Origin of the sequence: Helicobacter cinaedi PAGU611 (genome assembly GCF_000284635.1) — a bacterium.
GTDB lineage: Bacteria > Campylobacterota > Campylobacteria > Campylobacterales > Helicobacteraceae > Helicobacter_C > Helicobacter_C cinaedi.
In genome coordinates this window covers 1,275,660-1,299,286 of sequence record NC_017761.1, presented here as the reverse complement: position 1 = coordinate 1,299,286, position 23,627 = coordinate 1,275,660, and the positions used below count along the sequence as shown (strand labels likewise).

20 protein-coding genes are annotated in these 23,627 nt (G+C 39.8%); 17 read left to right on the top strand and 3 right to left on the bottom strand.

Features of this window, described 5'->3' with window-relative positions; genetic code table 11:
- Positions 1-67 precede the first annotated feature (67 nt).
- From HCN_RS06465 to HCN_RS06405, 13 genes are all read left to right on the top strand, one after another.
- Positions 68-1,429 carry an L-serine ammonia-lyase gene (locus HCN_RS06465; protein ID WP_002956335.1) on the top strand — a complete coding sequence of 454 codons (1,362 nt, stop codon included), beginning with the start codon at positions 68-70 and terminating at the stop codon, positions 1,427-1,429.
- A gap of 51 nt (positions 1,430-1,480) precedes the next feature.
- Positions 1,481-2,794 carry a 3-phosphoshikimate 1-carboxyvinyltransferase gene (aroA, locus tag HCN_RS06460; protein WP_014666942.1) on the top strand — a complete coding sequence of 438 codons (1,314 nt, stop codon included), beginning with the start codon at positions 1,481-1,483 and terminating at the stop codon, positions 2,792-2,794.
- On the top strand, positions 2,794-3,615 hold the full coding sequence (locus HCN_RS06455; RefSeq protein WP_002956337.1) for a 4-hydroxy-3-methylbut-2-enyl diphosphate reductase: 822 nt from the start codon (positions 2,794-2,796) through the stop codon (positions 3,613-3,615). Before aroA ends, HCN_RS06455 begins: the two co-directional genes overlap by 1 nt.
- Positions 3,616-3,709: 94 nt before the next feature.
- Positions 3,710-5,362 (top strand): 30S ribosomal protein S1, encoded by a 1,653-nt coding sequence (locus tag HCN_RS06450; protein ID WP_014666941.1) that lies wholly within the window; start codon positions 3,710-3,712, stop codon positions 5,360-5,362.
- Positions 5,363-5,376: 14 nt separating this feature from the next.
- The gene (locus HCN_RS06445; RefSeq protein ID WP_014666940.1) at positions 5,377-5,841 is read left to right on the top strand and encodes a hypothetical protein; all 465 of its coding nucleotides are present in this window, start codon (positions 5,377-5,379) and stop codon (positions 5,839-5,841) included.
- A gap of 21 nt (positions 5,842-5,862) precedes the next feature.
- Positions 5,863-7,443 (top strand): phosphoglycerate dehydrogenase, encoded by a 1,581-nt coding sequence (serA, locus tag HCN_RS06440; protein ID WP_014666939.1) that lies wholly within the window; start codon positions 5,863-5,865, stop codon positions 7,441-7,443.
- A gap of 16 nt (positions 7,444-7,459) precedes the next feature.
- Positions 7,460-10,300: an excinuclease ABC subunit UvrA gene (gene uvrA / locus HCN_RS06435; protein ID WP_014666938.1), complete on the top strand. Its 2,841-nt coding sequence runs from the start codon at positions 7,460-7,462 to the stop codon at positions 10,298-10,300.
- Positions 10,290-11,327, top strand: a complete 1,038-nt coding sequence (locus HCN_RS06430; RefSeq protein ID WP_014666937.1) for a D-alanine--D-alanine ligase — start codon at positions 10,290-10,292, stop codon at positions 11,325-11,327. Before uvrA ends, HCN_RS06430 begins: the two co-directional genes overlap by 11 nt.
- Positions 11,328-11,330: 3 nt before the next feature.
- Positions 11,331-12,095: an alpha/beta fold hydrolase gene (locus HCN_RS06425; protein ID WP_002956344.1), complete on the top strand. Its 765-nt coding sequence runs from the start codon at positions 11,331-11,333 to the stop codon at positions 12,093-12,095.
- Positions 12,082-12,369 carry an acylphosphatase gene (locus tag HCN_RS06420; RefSeq protein WP_014666936.1) on the top strand — a complete coding sequence of 96 codons (288 nt, stop codon included), beginning with the start codon at positions 12,082-12,084 and terminating at the stop codon, positions 12,367-12,369. The genes HCN_RS06425 and HCN_RS06420 overlap by 14 nt, the downstream gene beginning before the upstream one ends.
- Positions 12,370-12,379: 10 nt before the next feature.
- Positions 12,380-13,858 (top strand): Mur ligase family protein, encoded by a 1,479-nt coding sequence (locus tag HCN_RS06415; RefSeq protein WP_014666935.1) that lies wholly within the window; start codon positions 12,380-12,382, stop codon positions 13,856-13,858.
- Positions 13,859-13,902: 44 nt separating this feature from the next.
- Positions 13,903-14,403 (top strand): HIT family protein, encoded by a 501-nt coding sequence (locus tag HCN_RS06410; protein ID WP_014666934.1) that lies wholly within the window; start codon positions 13,903-13,905, stop codon positions 14,401-14,403.
- 33 nt (positions 14,404-14,436) lie between these two features.
- Positions 14,437-15,279 carry an ankyrin repeat domain-containing protein gene (locus HCN_RS06405; RefSeq protein ID WP_002956347.1) on the top strand — a complete coding sequence of 281 codons (843 nt, stop codon included), beginning with the start codon at positions 14,437-14,439 and terminating at the stop codon, positions 15,277-15,279.
- A 37-nt stretch (positions 15,280-15,316) separates the two neighbouring features.
- Here the strand turns inward: HCN_RS06405 and HCN_RS06400 are convergent, their stop codons facing one another.
- Positions 15,317-15,928, bottom strand: a complete 612-nt coding sequence (locus HCN_RS06400; RefSeq protein WP_002956348.1) for a LysE family translocator — start codon at positions 15,926-15,928, stop codon at positions 15,317-15,319.
- 131 nt (positions 15,929-16,059) lie between these two features.
- On the opposite strand from HCN_RS06400, the gene gyrA reads away from it, so the two are divergent.
- The 4 genes from gyrA (at position 16,060) to HCN_RS06380 (ending at position 21,263) form a co-directional block, all read left to right on the top strand.
- Positions 16,060-18,534: a DNA topoisomerase (ATP-hydrolyzing) subunit A gene (gyrA, locus tag HCN_RS06395; protein ID WP_014666933.1), complete on the top strand. Its 2,475-nt coding sequence runs from the start codon at positions 16,060-16,062 to the stop codon at positions 18,532-18,534.
- 19 nt (positions 18,535-18,553) lie between these two features.
- Positions 18,554-19,027 carry a hypothetical protein gene (locus HCN_RS06390; protein WP_002956350.1) on the top strand — a complete coding sequence of 158 codons (474 nt, stop codon included), beginning with the start codon at positions 18,554-18,556 and terminating at the stop codon, positions 19,025-19,027.
- A complete protein-coding gene (locus HCN_RS06385) occupies positions 19,024-20,355 on the top strand; it encodes a sigma-54-dependent transcriptional regulator (protein WP_014667579.1) in 1,332 nt (443 codons plus the stop codon). The genes HCN_RS06390 and HCN_RS06385 overlap by 4 nt, the downstream gene beginning before the upstream one ends.
- Before the next feature lie 251 nt (positions 20,356-20,606).
- Positions 20,607-21,263 carry an outer membrane protein gene (locus tag HCN_RS06380; RefSeq protein WP_014666932.1) on the top strand — a complete coding sequence of 219 codons (657 nt, stop codon included), beginning with the start codon at positions 20,607-20,609 and terminating at the stop codon, positions 21,261-21,263.
- Positions 21,264-21,495: 232 nt separating this feature from the next.
- Here the strand turns inward: HCN_RS06380 and HCN_RS06375 are convergent, their stop codons facing one another.
- Entirely contained in the window at positions 21,496-22,383 is an 888-nt protein-coding gene (locus HCN_RS06375; RefSeq protein WP_002956352.1) for a hypothetical protein, read from the bottom strand.
- Positions 22,376-23,623: a replication-associated recombination protein A gene (locus tag HCN_RS06370; protein WP_014666931.1), complete on the bottom strand. Its 1,248-nt coding sequence runs from the start codon at positions 23,621-23,623 to the stop codon at positions 22,376-22,378. Before HCN_RS06370 ends, HCN_RS06375 begins: the two co-directional genes overlap by 8 nt.
- Positions 23,624-23,627 lie beyond the last annotated feature (4 nt).

Genomic DNA, 23,627 nt, shown 5'->3' with positions numbered 1-23,627 from the left:
CTAAAAATACTTCCACAGTAGACATTTTGGATTTTTTAGAATCTAGCATCTTCTAAAGGGTGGCAATATGAGCAATCTTAGCATTTTCAAAATCGGTGTAGGTCCTTCAAGCTCTCATACACTTGGACCGATGTTGGCTGGGAATTTATTTTGTGAGCGAGTAGATTCTAAAAGAGAATCTGTAAAAAGAGTGGAGATTATTCTTTATGGCTCTTTGTCATTGACAGGCAGGGGGCATTTGAGTGATAAGGCTATCCTTTGGGGCTTAAGCGATTTAAAAGCACAAACTATCACCGCAGAGCTTCAGCATAAGATCATAAATGACTGCTTACAGGGGCAGATTCTAAATCTGTGTGGAAAAAAACAAATAAGTTTTAACTATGAAAAGGATTTGATTTTTTCACAAGAGTTTTTGCCACTCCACGAAAATGCCCTAAAAATCACCGCTTTTGATGAAAATGCTAAGATTATAGAATCTCAAGTGTATTATTCCACAGGTGGTGGATTTGTCGCTACACAAGATGAGCTAGAGTCTCATTTACAAGGGGGGATTAGAGCAGAATCTCACTTTGCCTTAGAGATTGATAATGCTTCACATTTATTGGAGCTTTGTGAAAAGAAAAATAAGAATCTCGCTCAAATATCGCTAGAGTATGAGTTGCAGTTTCACACACAAGAGCATATCTCACGCTATTGCCAAGAGATTTGGGGGGTGATGGAAGATTCTTATCATCGTGGGTGCAATCCACAAAGTTTAGAATTACCCGGCAAAATACACTTACACCGCAGGGCAAAGGGGCTAAGTGAGCGATTAAAACCAACGACTGATCCTTTTGGGATTATTGATTATGTTTCATTGTATGCTATTGCTATTGCTGAAGAGAATGCTGCGGGGGGCAAGGTTGTTACCGCACCGACAAATGGGGCTTGTGCGGTGATACCTGCTGTCATTTTATATCTTAAAAATCATACCATAGGCTTTAATGACAAATTGATTGAAGATTTTTTGCTCTCTGCTATGCTGATTGGCTCATTGTATAAAAGGAATGCGTCAATTAGCGGTGCGGAAGCTGGGTGTCAAGCGGAGATTGGCTCGGCTAGTTCTATGGCAGCAGCCGCTATGGCAACAACCCTTGGAGCAGATGCAAATAAGGCGTGTAATGCTGCGGAGATTGCTATGGAGCATCATTTGGGGCTGACTTGCGATCCTGTAGGTGGGCTTGTGCAAGTGCCTTGTATTGAACGGAATGCCTTTGGGGCGATTAAGGCTATTAGTGCGGTGCGGATTGCGATGGGTAGGACTTCTAAGCCGATTGTGGGGCTTGATGAGATTATCTCTACAATGTATCAAACCGGCAAGGATATGAATCGCAAATATAAAGAAACCTCGCTTGGTGGCTTGGCAAAGACGCTTTCAAGCGTGTGCTGATGTGATAAAAATGGGCTGAAAAATATAGAATCTAGAATCTAAGGGGAATATATGCGTATTACAAAAATTGCAGTGGCAAAGAGATTTGAGCTAGAATTTGATAGTATTGCCACGGATAAGTCAATCTCGCATCGTGGGGCGATGTTTGCCCTTTTGGCAAATGCGCCTTGTGAGATAAAGGGATTTTTAGAAGGGGAGGATACGCTGCATACTTTAGAGATTGCTAAGAATCTAGGGCTTGTGGTGGAAAAAAGGGGGGATATACTTCACCTTACCCCGCCAAAAGGAGGGTTGCAAGAGCCAAAGCAAGTGCTTGATTGTGGTAATGCAGGGACAGGAATGCGGATGTATGTGGGGCTTTTAAGCGGAGTAAAGGGGCATTTTGTCTTAAGCGGTGATGAGTATTTAAATGCACGCCCTATGGGGAGAGTGATTGAGCCTTTAAGTGCCATTGGGGCGGATATTAGGGGGAGAGAGCAGAATAAATACGCTCCTTTAAGCATACAAGGAGCAAGGTTAAAAAGTTTTAATTATCAAAGCAAAATTGCTTCAGCTCAAGTCAAAAGTGCGATGATTTTAGCCGGATTACGCACAGAGGGTAAATGCAGATTCTATGAGCCGCTTTTAAGTCGCAATCACACGGAGAATATGCTCAAAGGTATGGGTGTGAAAATACAAGGGCGTGAGATTCAAAGCGGGACAAATGCGGTGGATGGCTATGAGGTGGAGTTTGAAGGCTCTTGTAAAAAATTAGAATCTTTTAAGCTTGAAGTCCCAGCCGATCCTTCAAGTGCGTTTTTCTTCGCTGTGGCGGCGTGTGTGCTAGAATCAAAGGTGCTGTTAAAAAATGTGTTGCTCAATAAAACGCGCATTGAGGCTTTTAAGATTCTAGAATCTATGGGGGCAAAAGTGAGCTATAATGTGAGAAGCTCACTATATGAAGAGATTGGCGATATTGAAGTGCAAGGGGGGCGATTACAAGCAGTTCAAGTGGATAAAAATATCGCGTGGCTTATTGATGAGCTTCCAGCTCTTGGTGTGTGTTTTGCTTTAGCAAAGGGGCGGAGTGAAGTGCGGAATGCTAAGGAGCTAAGGGTAAAAGAGAGTGATAGAATCCTAGCTACTATTACAAATTTGCGTGCTATGGGAATAGAATGTGAGGAATTTGAAGATGGCTTTAGTGTGAATGGTGGGGAGTTAAAAAGAGCTAGAGTTAGCTCTTTTGGCGATCATCGCATTGCGATGAGTTTTGCTATCGCCCAGCTTGTGTGTGGCGGGGAGATTGAAGATAGTGCTTGTATTGATGTGTCATTTCCAAATTTTTTAGAGCTTTTAGGGCAAATTACTGATGTGGAGAATATATAATGGAAGTAAAACTTGCGAAAAAATACGGATTTTGTTTTGGTGTAAAAAGAGCTATTAATATTGCTGAAAAAAACAAACACGCCACGACTTTTGGTCCGCTTATTCATAATGCCAAAGAGATAGAGCGACTGCAGAAAGATTTTAATGTAAGTTTAAGTGAAACTTTAAATCAAGCTCAACAATTTCAAAGTATCATTGTCCGTACGCACGGCATTACAAAGGGTGATTTAGAGACTTTAAAAAATCAGCAGATTCATATCGTTGATGCAACCTGCCCCTTTGTAACAAAGCCACAAAATATTGTGGAAAAGATGTCAAATGAGGGCTATCAAATTGTGATTTTTGGCGATAGTAATCACCCAGAAGTAATGGGTGTGGCGAGTTATGGTGAAGATGTGATTATCGCAGGGAGTGTGGAAGAGCTAGAAAATGTGAAGTTTAAGAAAAAAGTAGCCCTTGTATCCCAAACAACAAAGCAACCTAAGCTTTTTGGCGAGATTACGGCGTTTTTAGCAACAAAAGTGAATGAATGCCGCGTGTTTAATACTATTTGCAATGCGACTTTTGATAATCAATCTGCGGTTGATGAACTAAGCAGAGAAGTAGATGTGATGATTATCGTTGGGGGGAAAAACTCCTCAAACACAAAGCAGCTTTTAAAAATCGCACAAAAATATTGTGAGAATAGCTATTTGGTAGAAGATGAAAATGAGTTAGAAAGGGCGTGGTTTGAAAATAAGAAACTATGTGGAGTGAGTGCGGGAGCTTCTACTCCGGATTGGATTATTCAAAATGTTGTGGCAAAAATAGAACAAATTTAAGAATCTTTTATAACACAATGCCATTCTTAAGCTATGGCAAGGTTTGCTTTGGTAGAATAAGCGGATTTTAATTTTAAAAAGGTAAAGGGCGTCAATGTTAGTAAATTTGGATAATGTAGTCTTGGAAGGCGAAGAAGATTTTGCGGCTATGCTTGAGGCAAGTGAGCGTAGGGTTGTAAGTGGAGCAATGCAGACAGGCGAGATTGTAGCGATAAATGATGAATATGCTATGGTGGCTGTGCCGAATGAAAAGATAGAGGCTTCGCTGCGACTAAGTGAGATTCAAGATGAGAATGGAAAACTGCTTTTTAACAAGGGCGATAAGATTGAGGTATTTGTAACTTCTGGGCGAGGCAGACCAAGTGCGTCTTATAAAAAGGCGTTGAAAATGCGCAAGATTGTTGAGAAAATCGCGGAGTTAGCAGATGATTATAAGGATAAAGTCATTGAAGCAAAAGTTATTAAGAAAAATAAGGGTGGCTTTATTTTGGAATATGATGGTGTAGATGTGTTTATGCCACGCCGAGATTCTGCTGTGCGCGAAGATGATAAGGCTATTGGTAAAACTTACAAAGTAGCGATTGTGAATCTTGATAAAGAGAATAATTCTATTGTGGTTTCACGCAAGAGATTTTTTGAGCTTGATGATGTGAATCGTCAAAATATGAGTAGTAAGTTCCTTGAAAATGATGGTGTGCAAAATGGCGTAGTGGCTAAGATTGCTCCTTTTGGTATTTTTGTTGATATTGGTGGGATTGAGGGATTGGTGCATTACACAGAGCTTAGCCATAAGGGACCTGTGAATCCGGCAAAGAACTTTAAAGAGGGCGATGCTGTTGTTGTCAAAGTGCTAGGCTATGATGAGAAAAAACGCAGACTTTCACTCTCTATGAAAGCCTTAGGTGATGACCCTTGGAAAGAGATAGAAAAAGAGCTTGAAGTAGGCTATGCGATTAAGGTGAGTGTAAGCAATATTGAAGCGTATGGGGCATTTGTAGATTTGGGAAATGATATTGAAGGATTCTTGCATATCTCTGAAATTTCTTGGGATAAGAATATCAAGCACCCTTCGCAATATTTGAGCGTGGGACAAGAGATTGATGTTGAGATTATTGAGATTGACACAGAGAGTAAAAGACTGCGTGTGTCATTGAAGCGTTTGCTTGATAAGCCTTTTGCTAAGTTTGCCAAAACGCACCAAGTGGGCGAGGTTATCAAGGGTAAAATCGCTACGCTAACTGATTTTGGAGCTTTTGTAAAGCTTGATGGCGTTGATGGATTATTGCATAATGAAGATGCGTTTTGGGATAAAGAGTTAAAATGTAAGAATGAATTTAAAGTTGGCGATGAGATTGAGGTAAAAATCATTAAGATTGATAAGGAAAATGAGCGTATCTCTCTCTCTAAAAAACTTCTAGATCATTCTCCGGCTAAAGAGTTTGCAAAAACGCATAAGGTTGATGATGTTGTAAATGCAAAAGTCATTGATGTGAAAGATTTTGGCGTGTTTGTGAAGATTGATGAGATGGAAGCCCTTATCCGCAATGATGATATTTATCCGCTTAAAAAAGATGAGATTGTTTCAGGGCAAGAGATAGAGTGTGTTATCACTCATATTGATGAAGAGAATAACAAAGTAAGAGCGTCTATCAAGCGACTTGAGCGACAAAAAGAAAAGGAAACGCTCAAGGCTTTTAATGCTGAAGAGAAAATTACACTTGGCGATAAGCTTAAAAATCGCCTTTAGGAGATAAATAGGCAATGAAAAAGCTAGCATTTATTGCAGGGCTTTTAGCGGTTTTGAGTGGGGCAATTTATGGTGTGTTGTATTTTGATAGAATCTCTGTTGCCCCAAACCCTCAAACTCAACCTGTTGAGTTTCCAAAGACTAGCACAAATGAGATGAAGCAAGATGAAAGTTGGCTTAGCTCACTGACTGATAGTGACGAGTTGCCTTATGCGTATCCAGCTACGGAGCTAAGTGTGCGGTTTGATTTTGCGGATGCAGATTCTAAACGCGGTATGCCTTCTTCAATTAGCATTAATGATTTAGATGAGTATAAATTTGCTTGTGTGAAGCAAGTGTTGCGACAAAACAATATAGAATCTGCCTATTATAAGTCAGGAGATAACCTTAAGCTTATGGTATTTTTGACAGATGAGGCTATGTATGAAAAGCTTTTGACGGATTTAAAATACTATCGTCTTAGTTTCAGTGTGCAGTAATCAAAACAAAAGGAGTGTGTTATGAAGTATAAAATCATTGTGTGTGATCATATTCATCAAAGTGGCCTTGATTTGCTTTTGGCTCAAAATGATGTTGAAATGGAGAATCTCGCTTTTATTCCAAAAGATGAGCTACTTGGTAAAATCGCAAATGCTGATGTTGTGATTACGCGAAGTTCAACTGATGTTGATGAGAAGTTTTTAGAATCTTCTGGGCAGATACGGGCAGTTGTGCGTGCTGGTGTGGGCGTAGATAATGTGGATATTGATGGCTGCTCACGCAAGGGTATTGTTGTGATGAATGTGCCTACGGCAAATACTATTGCGGCAGTAGAGCTTACAATGGCACATTTGATTAACGCTGTGCGTAACTTCCCCGGAGCCAACACACAGCTTAAGAATGAAAGAAAATGGAAGCGTGAAGATTGGTATGGTATTGAACTCAAAGGTAAAAAGCTAGGAATCATCGGCTTTGGGAATATCGGTAGTCGCGTAAGTATTAGGGCGAAGGCTTTTGAAATGGAAGTCTTAGCGTATGATCCTTATATCCTGCCTTCAAAGGCTACGGATTTAGGTGTCAATTACACGACAAATTTTGATGAGATTCTCTCCTGTGATATTATCACAATCCACACGCCTAAAAATGCTGAAACAAAAAATATGATTACCTCCAAGCAAATTGAAAAAATGAAAGATGGCGTGATTTTAATAAATTGTGCTAGGGGTGGGCTATATAATGAAAAGGATTTGTATGCGGGATTAGAATCTGGCAAGATTAAATGGGCTGGAATTGATGTGTTTGACAAAGAACCGGCTATTGATAATGCCTTGCTTAATCTGCCAAATGTGTATGTAACGCCACATATCGGGGCTAATACTTTAGAATCCCAAGAGCAAATCGCCATTCAAGCCGCACAAGCTGCCATTGAAGCAGCAAGAGGCTCAAGCTATCCAAATGCACTTAATCTCCCGGTTAAAGAAAATGAGCTGCCAAAAATGGTAAAGCCCTATCTTGAGCTTATGCAAAAGCTTGGATTCTTAGCCGTGCAGGCAAATAAGGGCGTGATTACTTCCATTGCCATAGAGGCACAAGGCGAGATAAGCGAGTATGCAGATTCGTTGCAAACCTTTGGGCTTGTAGGGGCATTAAATGCAAGTTTGGGCGATAAGATAAACTATGTCAATGCCCCATTTGTGGCTAAAGAGCGGGGTATTGAGCTAAAGACAATTTGTAAAAAGCAAAGTGAGACTTATAAAAATCACATTTCTATCACGCTTAGCACACAAAATGAGAGCATTAGCTTAAGCGGAGCGGTATTTGAAGATAGGCATTTGCGTATTACTTCTATTAACCAATTTCAGTTTGACATTGAGCCAAAGGGCAAGATGATATTTTTCAAAAATACCGATGTGCCGGGCGTTGTGGGGCTTGTTGGAAGTATTTTGGGGAATTATAAGGTCAATATTGCCGATTTTCGCCTTGCTAGGCAAAATAAAGAGGCAATGGCGGTTATTCTTGTGGATTCAGATGTGCCAAATGAGGCAATTAATGAGCTTGAAGCAATTCCTGCGTGTCTTGGTGTAAAGATTGTAAATGTATAGAATCTAAGGATAATTTTTGAAAAATGATTATATTCACATCACAGGGGCAAGGGAAAATAATCTTAAAAACATCAATTTGAGTATCCCTAAAAATCAGCTTGTTGTTTTTACCGGGCTTTCAGGCTCTGGTAAATCAACTCTAGCATTTGACACGCTTTATGCTGAAGGGCAAAGGCGATATATAGAATCGCTTTCAAGCTATGCTCGGCAGTTTTTGGATAAGGTGGGGAAGCCAAATGTTGATAAGATTGAAGGGCTAACACCTGCTATTGCCATTGATCAAAAAACTACAAGTAAAAATCCACGTTCCACGGTTGGCACGATTACAGAGATTTATGATTATTTGCGTTTGCTGTATGCGAGGGTTGGGATTCAGCATTGTCATTTATGTGGTGAATCTATTTCGCAAATGAGTCAAACGGATATTATTGAGCAGATTCTCTCTTTGCCTAAAGATTCAAGGCTCATACTTCTAGCACCCATTGTGAAAGAGAAAAAGGGCAGTTTTGCTGATAAAATAGAATCTTTGCGGCAAAAGGGCTATGTCCACGCAATGGTAGATGGTGTGATGGTGCGGCTTGATGAGGAAATTGAACTTGCCAAGCATAAAAAGCACACGATTAAGGTTGTCATTGATAGGGTAACAAACACAGATGAGAATACATCACGCATCGCACAAGGTGTGGAAAAGGCGTTGAAAGAATCTTATGGCGAGGTGGAAGTAGAGCTTGTGAGTGAGAAAAAAATCTTGCATTATTCAGAGCATTTTGCGTGTTTTAAATGTAAAGTGAGCTTTGAAGAGCTAGAGCCACTTGGCTTTTCTTTTAACTCGCCAAAGGGTGCGTGTGAGGACTGCTCTGGGCTTGGGGCAAAGTATGCTATTGATATTAAAAAGATTTTAGATAAATCTCAACCACTCAATAAAGGTGGGATAAAAATCATTTTTGGCTTTAATCGCAACTATTATGCCGAGCTTTTTTATGCTCTGTGTAAGAGTGCTAAGATTAATCCAGATTCAAGTTTTGAAGAGCTAAGTAGCACACAACAAAGCATACTCCTTTATGGGCGAGAAGAGGAAGTGGAAATCACTTGGCGTTCAAGTAAATTAAAGCGTCCTTGGAAGGGGATTTTGCAAATTGCGTATGATATGTTTAAAGATGATAAAGAGCTAGGCGATTATACAACAGAAAAGGTGTGTCAAAAATGTAATGGACATCGCCTAAAGCCTGAATCTTTAAGCGTAAAAGTTGCAGGGTTTGGTATAGGGGATATTATCAGTCTGCCTATTGAAAAGGTGTATGAGTTTTTTAATGATAGCTCACATTTTGCCTATTTAGATTCTCAAAAAAGCTTCATCGCAGAGCCTATTTTAAAAGAGATAAGAGAAAGGTTATTTTTTCTCTATGATGTGGGGCTAGGCTATTTGAGTTTGGGGCGTGATGCAAGAAGCATTAGCGGGGGAGAATCTCAACGCATTCGCATTGCTAGTCAAATCGGCAGTGGGCTTACAGGCGTGATGTATGTGCTTGATGAGCCTAGCATTGGACTGCACGAGCGAGATACCTTGCGGCTTATTAAAACCTTGCGGAGTTTGCAGGAAAAGGGCAATAGTGTTATTGTGGTAGAACACGACAAAGAGACGATTTTAAATGCGGATTATATTGTAGATATTGGACCAGAAGCGGGACTGCGTGGAGGGGAAGTTGTCTTTAGCGGTGATGTTAAGGCATTATTAGAATCTCACACGCTGACAGCGGAGTATGTCAAAGGAGAGCGGATTATTGAGTATCCGCATAAACGGAAGACTACGCATTGGCTAGGTATCAAAAATGTCAGCATTAATAATATTCACTCACTTAGCACCAAGATTCCATTATCGCAGTTTGTGTGCGTAACGGGGGTGAGTGGGAGCGGAAAAAGCTCTCTTATTTTACAAACGCTTTTGCCTGTGGCACAAGAGCTTTTAAACAATGCTAAAAAAGTGCAAAAATGCGATGGCGTTGAGATTGTGGGCTTAGAGCATTTAGACAAAGTCATTTATTTAGATCAAAGCCCTGTTGGACGCACTCCGCGTAGTAATCCAGCCACTTACACGCATCTTATGGACGATATACGCTCTTTGTTTGCTGAGGTTAAAGAATCTAAGATTCGTGGCTATGGGGCGGGGCGATTTAGCTTTAATGTCAAAGGTGGGCGATGTGAGAAATGCCAAGGGGAAGGGGAGATTAAGATTGAAATGCACTTTTTGCCAGATATTATGGTGAAATGTGATATGTGCCAAGGGGCGAAATACAATCCCCAAACGCTTGAGATTACCTATAAGGGCAAGAATATCGCTGATGTGTTAAGTATGAGTGTTGAATCTGCGTTGGAATTTTTTGCTAAAGTGCCAAAGATTGCTTCGCGTTTGCAAACTTTGCAAGATGTGGGGCTAGGCTATATTACACTAGGGCAGAATGCCATTACACTAAGCGGTGGGGAAGCTCAAAGGATAAAACTTGCAAAAGAGCTTAGTCGCAAGGACACAGGCAAAACACTCTATGTGCTTGATGAGCCAACCACGGGATTACATTTTGCCGATGTGGATAGACTTACAAAGGTGCTACATCATTTGGTGGATTTGGGCAATTCTGTTATTGTTATTGAACATAATTTAGATATGATTAAAAACGCGGATTATATCCTTGATATTGGTCCAGAAGGTGGAGCAGGGGGCGGCAAAGTCGTGGATGGTGGTTCTGTGGAGCAGATTGTCAAAAATCATTCAAAAAGTGGCAGTTATACGGGCAAATATCTAGCCTTGGAATTAGAGCGTGATAAAAAATATAAAAAACAAAAGGAAAAAAATGAAATTTGATGTAATCTTTGGTGGCGTGAGCTTTGAGCACGAGATTAGCATTGTGAGTGCGGTGGCGTTAAAAAAGGTGCTAGGGGAGAGAATATCAAATTTTATTTTTTTAGATTCTTTGCATAGATTCTACCTTATTCCCGCAACGCTAATGAAGTCTAAAACTTTTAGTTCAGGGGAGTATAAAAAATGCACAGAGATTTTTTTGCAAAGGAGTTCATTTGTAAAAAAATCTCTTTTTGGCTTTAAGGCGATTATCCCAAATACGCTTATTAGCCTTATACACGGAGCAGATGGGGAAGATGGCAGTATGAGTGCGTTGCTTGATTTTTATCATATTCCTTTTATTGGTCCGCGTATAGAATCTAGTGTGATGAGTTTTAACAAGGCTTTGACAAAGATTTACGCACAATCAAGGGGCGTGAAAGTGTTAGATTATGAGATACTCACTCGCAATAGCCCTAATCCCACTTTGCCCTATCCTTTGATTTTAAAGCCATCTCGCCTTGGAAGCTCCATAGGTGTAAGTGTAGTAAATAAAGAAGATGAGCTAGAATATGCTAAAGATTTAGCATTTGAGTATGATGATAGTATTGTGGTGGAGTGCTTTAAAAGCGGTGTGAAAGAATATAATTTGGCTGGGTGCAAGATAGGTGATGAGTTTAGATTCTCTATCGTAGAAGAGCCAAGTAAGAAAGAAATGCTAGATTTTGAAAATAAATATTTGGACTTTTCTCGCACAGCACAGGTTTTGAAAGCTGATATTAGCCAAGAGCTTGAAAAGCAGATTCAGCAAAATTTTGCCAAACTTTATGAAAACGCTTTTGAGGGGGCGTTGATCCGTTGTGATTTTTTTGTGATTGATAATGAAGTGTATTTGAATGAGATTAATCCCATTCCGGGGTCTATGGCGAATTATTTATTTGAAGATTTTGCTTGTGTGCTTGAATCTTTGGCTCATAATTTGCCAAAAAAACATTCTATCAAGGTAAGCTATAAATATATTGAACGCATTCATCACGCAAAAGGAAAGTAATCTATGGCACAAAGGCGGATAGAGTATCAGGGGAATATCTTTGATATAAGCTATGAGATAATAAAGCCAAATTTAGAATCTTGCTCTTTAGAATCTCAAGATTCACCGCCTATGATGCTATTTTTACACGGCTGGGGGAGTAATAAAGACTTGATGAAAATTGCCTTTAGCAAGTGTTTTAGGGAGTTTTGTCATATTTATGTAGATATGCCCGGCTTTGGCAATAGCCCTAATGAGAAGCCTTTACATACGCAGGATTATGCCAATATAATACAGAAGTTTATGCGGGAAGTGGCTAAAATAGAAGCGAGTGAATGTGTGATTGTAGGGCATAGCTTTGGCGGTAAGGTAGCGACTTTGTGTCAGCCAAAAGAGATGATTTTACTCTCATCTGCTGGAATCATCGTGCCAAAGCCTTTGAAAGTGCGTTTTAAAATCGCTTTAACTAAGATAATGGGAAAACTAGGGCTTAGGAGTATAGGCAAGGTATTCCGCTCAAGCGATGTAAGTGCGATGAATGAAGGAATGTATCAAACTTTTAAAAATGTCGTTGATGAGGATTTTTCAGGGGAGTTTAGCTCGTATGGCGGGGTAGCGAGTATTTTTTGGGGAGAATCTGATAAGGCTACACCGCTTTTTTGTGGAGAGAAAATCGCAGGTTTAATAAAGCAAAGTAGATTTTTTCCAATGCAAGGTGATCACTACTTTTTTTTAAAGCAAGGTTTGGAAGTGGAGCGATTATATAGGAGCAAGTGTGAAACAAAGTAGGCAGTTTTTAGTTTTTGGCAAGGTGCAGGGTGTGGGATTCCGCCGTTTTGTGAAAGCAAAGGTTGATGTAATTAATGAAGAAGAGATGAAAATAAGTGGCTATGTGTGTAACCTTAGCGATGGCAGTGTGCGTGTTGTCGCACAAGGAAGCAAGGAAGATTTACAAAAACTCTATGAGATTTTGAGTGTTGGCACGATTAAAAGTGAAGTGTCGCATATAGAAGTAAGTGATGTTGCGAAGGCAGAATTTGATAGTTTTGAGATTCTAAGATAAGGAGAAAATAATGGATATGCAAATCATTGATACGATAGCACAATGGGCATTTGCACTATGTCTAGCATATTATGGAATGACGAATTTGCAGTGGTATAATTATAGTTTTAAAAGAGTGCTGTTTATGCACCATAAACGCTCTTGGCATTTGTATTATTTTATTCTTCCCTTGGTTGTTTATGTTGGCGGATTTTTTGTGCTTAGCCCTTGGGGTGATTATATCCTTGTGAGTTTGAGCTTGGTGTATTTTATCGCTCTTGTGGTTTGGGCTATAAAGCTTGATAAAAGGCTTAATTTCACGCCTCGTGTTGTGAAATTTTTTGTGATCTTTTTTATCTTTATGGCTTTAAATGAATCTTTGTGCTATATGCTTGATATTGAGAGTGGATTGCTTGATTTAATGCCTCTCATCTTTGCGAGTGTGATTTCAAAAATATATGAAAATGTTTTGCTTAATCGCTACATCGTCCTTGCGAAAGAGAAGCTTGATATTATGTCGCGTCTTATTATCATCGGCGTAACAGGGAGCTATGGCAAAACGAGTATGAAAAACTTTCTCACACAGATTCTAAAAGAAAAGTATCGTGTGTATGCCACGCCGCGTAGTGTCAATACGCACACAGGCATTGTGGCTGATATTAATAATAACCTTGATTACACCACAGAGATTTACATCACTGAAGCTGGGGCGCGTTTGAAAGGTGATATTGCTTTGATTAGTGAGTTTATTAATCCGCATTATGCTGTGATAGGCGAAGTAGGGGAGCAGCATTTAGAGTATTTTAAAAGTTTAGAAAATATTGTTGAGACAAAATTTGAGTTATTGCAAAGCAAAAGGCTCAAAAAAGCTTTTGTGTTTAAAGATAATCTAAAACCGCAGAATCTTGATAATGCCCTTGCTAAAAAAATCACATATTTTCCTGAAAATGTGCGAAATGTAGAGGCAAACCTTGAAGGCACAAGCTTTGAGCTATTTATTAAAAATGAATGGCATCGCTTTGACACAATGGTGCTAGGGCAGTTTAATGTTGTGAATCTAAGTGCGGCGATTTATATGGGGGTTGAGCTTGGGCTTAGGGTGGAGGAGATTCAAAAAGCGGTGAAAAGGATTGAGCCAATCCCGCATAGGCTCAATAAGATTCAAACAAATCAAAAGCTCATTATTGATGATGGCTTTAATGGGAATCTTAAGGGTATGAAGGAAGCTATAAGGCTTTCTTCACTCTATGAAGGACGCAAGATCATCGTAACACCCGGCATTGTGGAAAGCACAAAGGAGGCAAATATTGAACTTGCAAAAGCCATTGATGAAGTCTTTGATATTGCGATTATCACGGGAGAGTTGAATGCTAGGACACTTGCTGATAACATACACAACACGCAAAAAATTATTATTAAAGATAAGTCTATGCTTGAAGATATGCTGAAATCCTGCTCTCAACCGCATGATTTGGTGCTGTTTAGTAATGACGCACCAAGCTATATTTGAGATTCTGTAAGATTTTGCAAGATTCTGTATGTAAGGGGTAAAGAATGGATAGAATCTACGCACCTTGGAGGAGTGAATATTTTGGCTCTTGCATTGAGGGGTGCGTGTTTTGCCATATTGCCAACAATCCGCAAGATGATGAGAAAAATCGTGTAATCTATCGTGATGATTTTGTCTTTGGTGTTATGAATCTTTACCCCTACACACCCGGGCATTTTATGCTTTTGCCTTTGTCCCATTGCGATTCCCCAGAGAAATTGCCTCTTGAAGTGTGGCTTCATCTACACACACTTTCACATAAGGCGATGTCTGTGCTGTATGAGTATGGTGCACAAGGGGTAAATATGGGGATAAATATCAAAAAAGCAGGTGGAGCTGGAATCCCAGAGCATTTACATATACATTTTGTGCCACGATATGTAGGCGATACAAATTTTATTACAAGCATAGCTGATACTCGCACTTATGGAATGGATTTTGATTCTATCTATCAAAAGATTAAAGCTTTAAGCAAAAAGCATTTGAATCCTACGGGACAAGCTTGAGATAAATATAGAGAGAAAATAAAAGGAGCAAAAATGAGAATCTACTTAGCAATATTAGCCATTATTGTAAGTCTAAGCTATGGGGCAAATGATAGATATAATTATTTGCTTTTTAGCAATGACTACACAGAGGTGCGTAAGGGCATAAATCTTGGGGCTGACATTGAAGCTAGACTGCGTGGAAGCACACCGCTTTATGATGCGGCAAGGAAAGGGAATCTAGAGATTTTATATCTTTTGATTGAACGCGGAGCTGATGTCAATGCAGTCTCTCACGGCGAGACACCATTGCTTAAGGTTGTGGCTTTGAATAATCTCAAATTTGCTAAAGCATTGATTAGCAAGGGGGCTAAAGTCAAAGTTGCCGATGAGCATTTGGGAAATACGCCCCTGCATTATGCAGTGATGAAAAAGAATCCTGAAATGATAAGCCTTTTACTTTCTAATGGTGCGGATATGTATGCGGAAAATCATAAGGGCGATACACCTGCGCGTTATATTTTAGCTACTCGCTCTCTGCCTGCTGTGAGTATTAAAAATGCTGATATTACGCTCAATGCCTCTTCATTTAATCTTGGGCAAGGAAGCGTGAATATCAGCATTAACAATACAAGCGATAAGTTTGCTACTATTAATTACATTGCATTGTATATCAATGGAGATTTAATCAGCGAAGCGGAAGTGAGCAAAAAGATTCCACCGCGTTCAAATGCATCTGTGGGGAGCTTAAAAATCCCAACTGATACTTATGAGAATATCCGCATTAAAAAATCAGGTGTTACGGATATAAAATATGGTTTTGCGGTGGAATATGACCTTGATGGAAAGGGCGATAGTCTGTATAAAAAGACAAATACAGAATTGCGGCTGTGGTAGATCTAGCCCTAGAATCTTGTTATAGAATCTCGTGAAATTAAAGCAATAATGTAGCAACAATCTCTCCACATTCAAAGCACAAAAGCCACGCAAAAATAGCAAATAAAACGCCACAGATTCTATCAATCACATAAAAAGTCTTTGCATTAATGTAACTTCTTGCTATGTTTGCACTCAAAATCACAAAAACAAAAGCGGCAAAAAGCGAACACCACAATGCCACAAGTCCAAGTTTGATATTTTCATCAACAAAAGGTGTAACCAAAAAGATAAAAAACAAAATAGCCTTAGGATTAGAGACATTAAGGATTAAGCCCTGCAAAAAGCCATCTTTTTTGACATTGTGCGTAGAATCTAGTGTGTAGGGCGTGGCATTTAGCATAGCAAAAGCAAGATAGAGCAAATAGCCTCCACCAACAAAGCTAAGGATAAGCTGAATAATGGGGGTATTAAGCCAATGGCTTAGCCCCACATAAATAATCCCTAGATACAAAAACCACCCACTTGCTATGCCAAAAAGCACTTTAAATCCTTGCAAAATTCCATACCGAAGAGTTGTTTTGAGTGTGAGTAAAATATCAGGTCCGGGTGTGATTGCACCAAAAAAGCCCATAAGGCAAAGAAGAACGATTTTTTCTATACTATCCATAACAAACCTTTGGGAAAAGATAAATGGGTTATTATAGTTCTTTTTGCTTAGGAGTAAGCCTATTTTTAGTCAATTTGGGCTAGAATCCTACCTTTAAAAATCACTTTGTAAAAAATCGTTTTGGAGAGAGAATGGATAGCCTACTAGAAGATAAAAGTGTGGAAGTAAAGATTGATGATTCTATTAAGGAGAGTTATCTTGATTATTCAATGAGTGTTATTGTGGGGCGGGCATTACCAGATGCTAAAGATGGACTAAAGCCGGTGCATAGGAGAATCTTATATGCAATGAATGAGCTAAGCCTCTCTCCCCGCCGCCCTTATAAGAAAAGTGCTAGGATTGTTGGCGATGTGATTGGTAAATACCACCCACACGGCGATATAGCCGTGTATGATGCACTTGTGCGTATGGCACAGGACTTTTCTATGCGACTTGAGCTTGTAGATGGGCAGGGGAACTTTGGCTCCATTGATGGTGATGGTGCGGCGGCTATGCGTTATACTGAAGCACGTATGACAAGTGCGAGTGAAGAAATGCTACGCGATATTGATAAGGACACGGTGGAGTTTGTGCCAAACTATGATAATACGCTAAGTGAGCCAGATGTCCTGCCTAGTAGAATCCCAAATTTGCTTGTAAATGGCTCAAGTGGTATTGCTGTGGGTATGGCGACTTCTATTCCGCCACACCGCATTGATGAGATTATTGACGTACTTATTTTTGTGATTGATAACAACACGCAAAATGTTGATGATGTGCTTGAACTTGTGCAAGGACCGGATTTTCCAACAGGTGGGATTATCTATGGCAAGATGGGAATCTTAGAGGCTTACCGCACTGGGCGAGGTAGAATCCGTGTGCGTGCAAAGGTGCATATTGAAAAAACAAAGACAAAAGATGTGATTGTCATTGATGAAGTGCCTTATCAAGTCAATAAAGCCAAGCTTGTGGAGCAAATATCCGAACTTGCTAAAGAAAAGATTATAGAAGGCATTGCAGAAGTGCGAGATGAAAGCGATAGGGAAGGGATACGCGTAGTCATTGAGCTAAAACGCGATGCGATGAGCGAAATAGTGCTTAATCATCTTTTTAAATCCACCACAATGGAAAGCACCTTTGGAATCATACTTCTTGCAATTAATAACAAAGAGCCAAAGATTTTTAATCTCCTTGAGCTATTGCAGATTTTTATTGCTCATCGCAAGACGATTATTATCCGCCGAAGTATTTTTGAGCTTGAAAAGGCTAAGGCTAGAGCGCATATTTTGGAGGGCTTAATCATAGCCCTTGATAATATTGATGAGATTATCCGCATTATTCGTGCGTCAAAAGATACAGAAGAAGCAAAAAATGCGTTAGTAGAGAAGTTTAGTTTAAGTGAGCTACAAGCTAAAGCCATACTTGAAATGCGTTTGCAACGCTTGACAGGGTTAGAGCGAGATAAGATTAATGCGGAATATGCCGAGCTACAAGAACAAATCGCATATTTAGAATCTATCCTTAAAAGTGAAGAAAAGTTAAAAAGTATCGTAAAAGATGAGCTTTTAGAGATAAAAGAAAAGTTTAGCTCCAAACGCAAAACACAGATTGAAGAGGACTATGACAGCATTGATATAGAGGATTTAATCCCAAATGAAAAAGTTGTGGTAACAATGAGTCATCGCGGCTATGTCAAGCGAGTGCTACTTAAAACTTATGAAAAGCAAAATCGTGGTGGTAAAGGTAAGATTAGCGGGAATACGCACGAAGATGACTTTATTGAATCTTTCTTTGTGGCAAATACGCACGATACGATTATGTTTGTTACTAATAAAGGACAGCTCTATTGGCTCAAAGTCTATAAGATTCCAGAAGCGGGTCGCACAGCCATTGGCAAGGCAGTTGTGAATCTTATTAATCTCTCCCCTGATGAAAAGATTATGGCAACTATCACAACGACTGATTTTAATGATGACAAATCGCTTGTGTTTTTCACTAAAAATGGTATTGTCAAACGCACAAATCTCAAAGAATACAGCAATATCCGCAGTGTGGGGGTAAGGGCGATTAACCTTGATGAGAATGATGAGCTAGTAACCGCACATATCGTAGGCTCAAGTGTCAAAGAGCTATTTATCGCTACACAGCAGGGTATGTGTATCCGCTTTGGTATTGATGAATTGCGAGAGATTGGACGGGTGGGTCGCGGGGTAACGGGCATTAAGTTTAAGGCAAGTGAAGATTGCGTCATTGCGGCAACGACAATCACAAGCGATACAGATAAGCTTTTAACCGTGAGTGAGCAGGGCATTGGTAAGCAAACACTGGCAAGAGAGTATAGGCTACAATCGCGTGCAGGTAAGGGTGTGATTGTAATGAAGCTTACTCCAAAAACGGGCAAACTTGTGAGTGTGGTCAATATCAATGATGAAAATATGGATTTAATGGTGCTGACAAGCTCGGGCAAAATGATACGCGTAGATACCGAAGCCATACGCGAAGCAGGGCGTAATACAAGTGGCGTGAAAATTGTCAATGTTGGTAATGATAAAGTCGCTTACGCCAATGTCTGCCCCAAAGAGCCAAAAGAAGATGATGAAGAAGAGGGATTAACACAAGAAGATTAGTGCGAGAATGGGAGATTCTATGCGTTATAAACTTGTAGCTTGGCTTATGCTTGGGGCTTATGTTTGCGTCTTTGGGGCAAATAAGCTTGATTTACTTCCATATAATGAGCGACTTGATGGGCTAGAAGTTGAGTTGCTTATTTCATACAAAGTTGTTAGTCAAGATAATCTAGCCCAGCGTGAGCGTTACCGCGTGTCGCAAGTAATGCAAGAAAAGAGCGGGTATCATATCACAAAGGAGTGTGAGATTGATGCGAGTAGATATCTTATAATGGACGATATGCCCTATTTCATCTCATCTGTTTTAAAGCAGGAAAAAGAGCAGGTGCTTGAGTGTTTGTATGGATATGAAGTGAATGTGCGTGAAAGCACAAAAGGTAGGAATAACGCCATAAGCTCAAAAGTCAGCCTTGAGATAGCTCCAACAAGGATTAGGGCAAAGCTTGTTGATAAAAGCATAGTGATGTATATTTTAGCCAAGGGGGAGAGATGAAAATTGCCATTATAGAAGATGATATTAATTATAGAAAGTCCTTAGAGACAGCCTTTGAAGACTATCCGCAATATGAGATTGTAAGTTTTAAGAATCCAAAAGATGCCCTAAAAAAGCTTGATGATAGTTTTCATCTCGTGATTACTGATATTAATATGCCCCAAATGGACGGACTAAGCTTTTTGCAAGAGCTAAATGGGCGATATGAAGCCATTGTTATCACAGGTAATGCCTCTGTGCAAAATGCGATTAAGTCTATCCGCTTGGGTGTGAAAGATTTTCTTGTTAAAGGTTTTGAGATAGAAGCACTCATTGAAGCCATAGAGCGAAGTCATAAAGTGCATACAATCACGCAAAACCCCACAAAGCCCCAAGATTCTACAAATGCCCACAAATCCCAGAAACCTACTAAAGATTTTATCTCCACTTCTCTAAAGCTAGAAGAGGCAAAAAATATCGCACTTAAAGTGGCTAAGACTGATGCAAGTGTGCTGATTTTAGGGCAAAGTGGTGTAGGTAAAGATGTGTTTGCAAACTTTATCCATAAACATTCCTCCCGTGCAAATGCACCATTTATTGCCATTAATATGGCAGCAATCCCCGAGCATTTATTAGAATCTGAGCTTTTTGGCTATGAAAAAGGAGCTTTTACAGACGCCACAAGCCCAAAACCGGGCATTTTAGAAGATGCTAATGGTGGAAGTGTGTTTTTAGATGAAATCGGCGAAATGCCCTTGAGCCTTCAAGCAAAGCTTTTGCGTGTTTTGCAAGAAAAAAGCGTTACACGACTAGGCAGTTCAAAGCCCATTAAAATTGATGTGCGTTTTATCTCTGCGACAAATGCCAACATTCAAGCTAAGATTGCAAAAAATGAGTTTAGAGAGGATTTATTTTTCCGCTTGCAGACTATTCCTTTATCTATCCCACCACTCAAAGAGAGAAAGGAAGAGATTTTACCTCTCAGTGAGTGGAAGCTAGAATCTGTCTGTATGCAGTATGGCTTAGGGCAGAAGCGATTTTCCAAAGAGGCAAAGGACGCATTGCTTAGTTACGAGTGGTATGGCAATGTGCGAGAGTTGCTTTCAGTCGTGGAGCGAGCGGGGATTTTAAGTGAAAATGAAGAGATAAGCCCAAAGGATTTATGTTTAGAATCTCGCAGTCAGGCACTTGGTGGTAATTCATCACAAAAACAAGGCATAAGTGAGCTAGAAAAACAGCTCATCGCCCAAACACTTACAGAATCTCACAATGATTTACAAAAAGCAAGTGATATGCTAGGTATGAATATAGAAGTCTTGCGTCATAAAATCGCCCGTTATGGCTTATAAACCCCGCCATAGATTCTAAGTTCCCCACTATCTTTCTTAGTATTTTTTAGACAACTTACTTTTTATACTTTACCCTTACACAAAATATTTATTTTTCAAACCTTACAAGATTATTACATTTTGTTACATCAATTTTACTTTTTCTTATCATTTGCCTTATTTTAAGGCAAATGGGGGGGGGGGGGGGGGGGTGCTACAATCGCTCCGCTATGTTTTTAAAACAAGCAAAAATTACAACAAGGAGAATAACAATGAAAAGATTGTTAGTGAGTTCTATTGCAGCTATGGCTCTTACAGGTAGCGTAGTTGTAGCAGAAGAAAGCGGAGTATTTGTAGGTTTGGGCTTAGGCTTTGGTGGAAGCAGTGTTAAAGCTGAAGCGTCAATCGACGGTGTATCAACAAAAGAAACAATGAGTGGCGGTGGCTTAAACTATGGCTTAGTAGCTGGTTATAAGCAATTCTTTACTGATAGCTTTGGACTTCGCTATTATGCAAATATTGACTACAATAGCTCTAAAATCAAAGTGAATACTGAAAAAGTAGCATTAAATGCCATTAACTATGGTGTGAATGTAGATGCACTTTATAACTTTGTAAGCTCTGATGGTATGGACTTTGGTGCATTCTTAGGTCTTGGACTTGGTGCTAACACTTGGAGTGGAAAAGCAGTAGATGGACTTAAAGATCAAATTAAAGATTCTGGTAAAAAAGTTTCAACAACAGGCTTTGATTTAGCTCTTAATGCTGGTTTGCGTGGTGTATTTGCTAAACAACACGGCGTTGAAATTTTTGCAAGAGTGCCTTTTATTGCAACGACAATGTTTGATGTCAAAGATGACACATGGAGCGTAAAAGCTAGTGCATCTCGCAACTACAATGCAGGTGTTCGCTATACATTTAGCTTCTAATAGATTCTAAGACCTGCTAAGAATCTAAAAGCTTGACTTGCCCTTAGCTTTTTTATAAAAGGCTAGGGCAGTTTTTTCATATAAACTTCCTTTTGCAGAATCTTGCAGGACTTTGTTAAATCAATACATAGGACTTGGGATTCTGCAGTTTGTTAAACCCCTATTTACCTACTTTGTGAGATTCTATTTTTAAAATTTGTATTGTTTTAAGATTCTGTTATTGGCTTGGGCTTTACATCTGGGTGAGTTCCTGCTTTTTTGTCGCATCAAGGAATATATGCCCGAATGAGAATGAGAATCCAAGCAGGAGATTATCGCCTTTTGTTGGGATATTGCGTCCCTGCAGGGCATAGTATTTCACAAATGGAGCAATAGCTAGTCTTTTGTAAAATTTTGTATCTAAACGCACTTCTATTTCTAGCTGATAGAGTGGATTGTATTCCTGTGAGGCGGAGCTGTAAAGATAGTGGCGAAAGTTTGTAAAGTAGTAAAACTTTGAATCTTTATTAAATTTATATTCAAGTTTGATACCGCCCTCCCAGCCATAGTTTTCAGATTCTGTTTTCAGTGAGAAGTCCTTTTCCCCAAAGGCGTTAAAATGTAAATCTTTGATATACACCCCATCAAAAAGTTTTACTCCCGCGTTAAGTCGTGTGATTTGCCGCCTATTTTCAAAGCCGGTTTGGTAGTTTGCCTTGAGAAATGGACCGATTTCAAAGCCCCCTGCAAATGTTGGGACATACCAGATTCTGTGTGTGTAATCGGTGGTAATTAAGATTCTATCTAATGTAGTGTTGCTAATTCTTTCATCATCTCGCACAAGAATGGTGCGTCCATACTCGGCAAGAGTGGAGTTAAACACGACATAACGCGGTGCATAAAAGTCAAGCCCTAAATCAAAGTAGCCTTGAGCGATAAGCTGTGAATCGCCCTTAATACGGCTATCTGAAAACTTTACATATTCATCTTGCCCTTGGATTGTAGTAGAACTTAGATTTGTTGAGATACGCTTTAGCTCAATATGCCAACTGCGTTTATCAGGATTGACATCAATACCCGCTCCCAAGGTATAGGAGATAGCACAAAGCATAAGCAAGGCATAAAAATAGAATCTAGGCATTTTCTGTTCCTTTATCTTTGCTTGTGTTTGTGATTTTCTCTTTATTTTTAATTTTCTCTAGCCACTCATTGAGCGTTTTTTCAAAGCCTTTGGTGGTGGATTCTACAAAATGTAAATCTTGTGCAAGGTAGCTTTGCTCCACCCAGCCACCAAAATTATGCGGATAGAGATACGAGCTAGAATCTGGCAGAATTTGACTTGGCACTTCCAGCACACAGCCTTGCTTAATGCTATCAAGGGCGGCGTTTATGGCGTTATAGGCGGTGTTGCTTTTAGGTGAGCTAGCAAGATAAATCACGCATTGAGATAAGATAATGCGAGATTCAGGATAGCCGATTTTACTTACAGCCATCATCGTGCTAGTGGCGAGATTTAGGGCGTTTGGGTTGGCATTGCCTATATCTTCACTAGCTAAAATCACAAGTCGCCTTGCGATAAACTCCGGATTCTCATTTCCCGCAATAAGCCGTGCTAAATAATACACACTTGCATTGACATCACTGCCGCGAATAGACTTGATTAAGGCACTTATAAGCGTGTAGTGGCTTTCACTCTCACTTGCCCCATCGTGCAGAGCGTAGGGACGCAGGGCTTTTAAGCCTTGCAGTGAGATATGATGCTCTCCCGTGCTGATTATGGCATCAAGCAGGTTTAGCATAGCTCTTGCATCACCCACACTTGAATGGATAAGATACTCCCTTGCTTGGGATTCAAGCTCTATGTGGATATGTTTAGAATCTTTTACATAGGCTAAGGCTTTCTCTAAAATAGAATCTAAATGGGCGTTGGAATGGGGCTTTAACTCAAAAAGGAAGCTACGAGAGCGGATAGCATTTGTAAGAGAATGGAAAGGATTATAAGTGCTAGCCCCTAGGATAATGGCACTATAAGATTCCATAATAGGCAGTAAGACTTCCTGCTGGGTGCGGGTAAGGCGATGAACTTCATCAATAAAAATAATGGGCTGGAATAGGGTATTCTCATAGCTTTTGACAAACTGCCGAAGCTCTTCTATTTTAAAGCTTGTGGCGTTGTAACTCATAAAAGGTTTATTCAGTTCTTTGGCAATGAGTGCAGCAAGAGTGGTTTTACCACTGCCGGGTGGTCCATAAAAAAAACAATGTGACAAGGCGTTGTGTTTTAGCATTTTAAAAAGGGGCGTATCAGGTGCGATGATATGCTCTTGGGCGATAAAATCTTGTAAAGATTCTGGGCGGAGTAGGGCGGCGAGATTTAGCAAATGA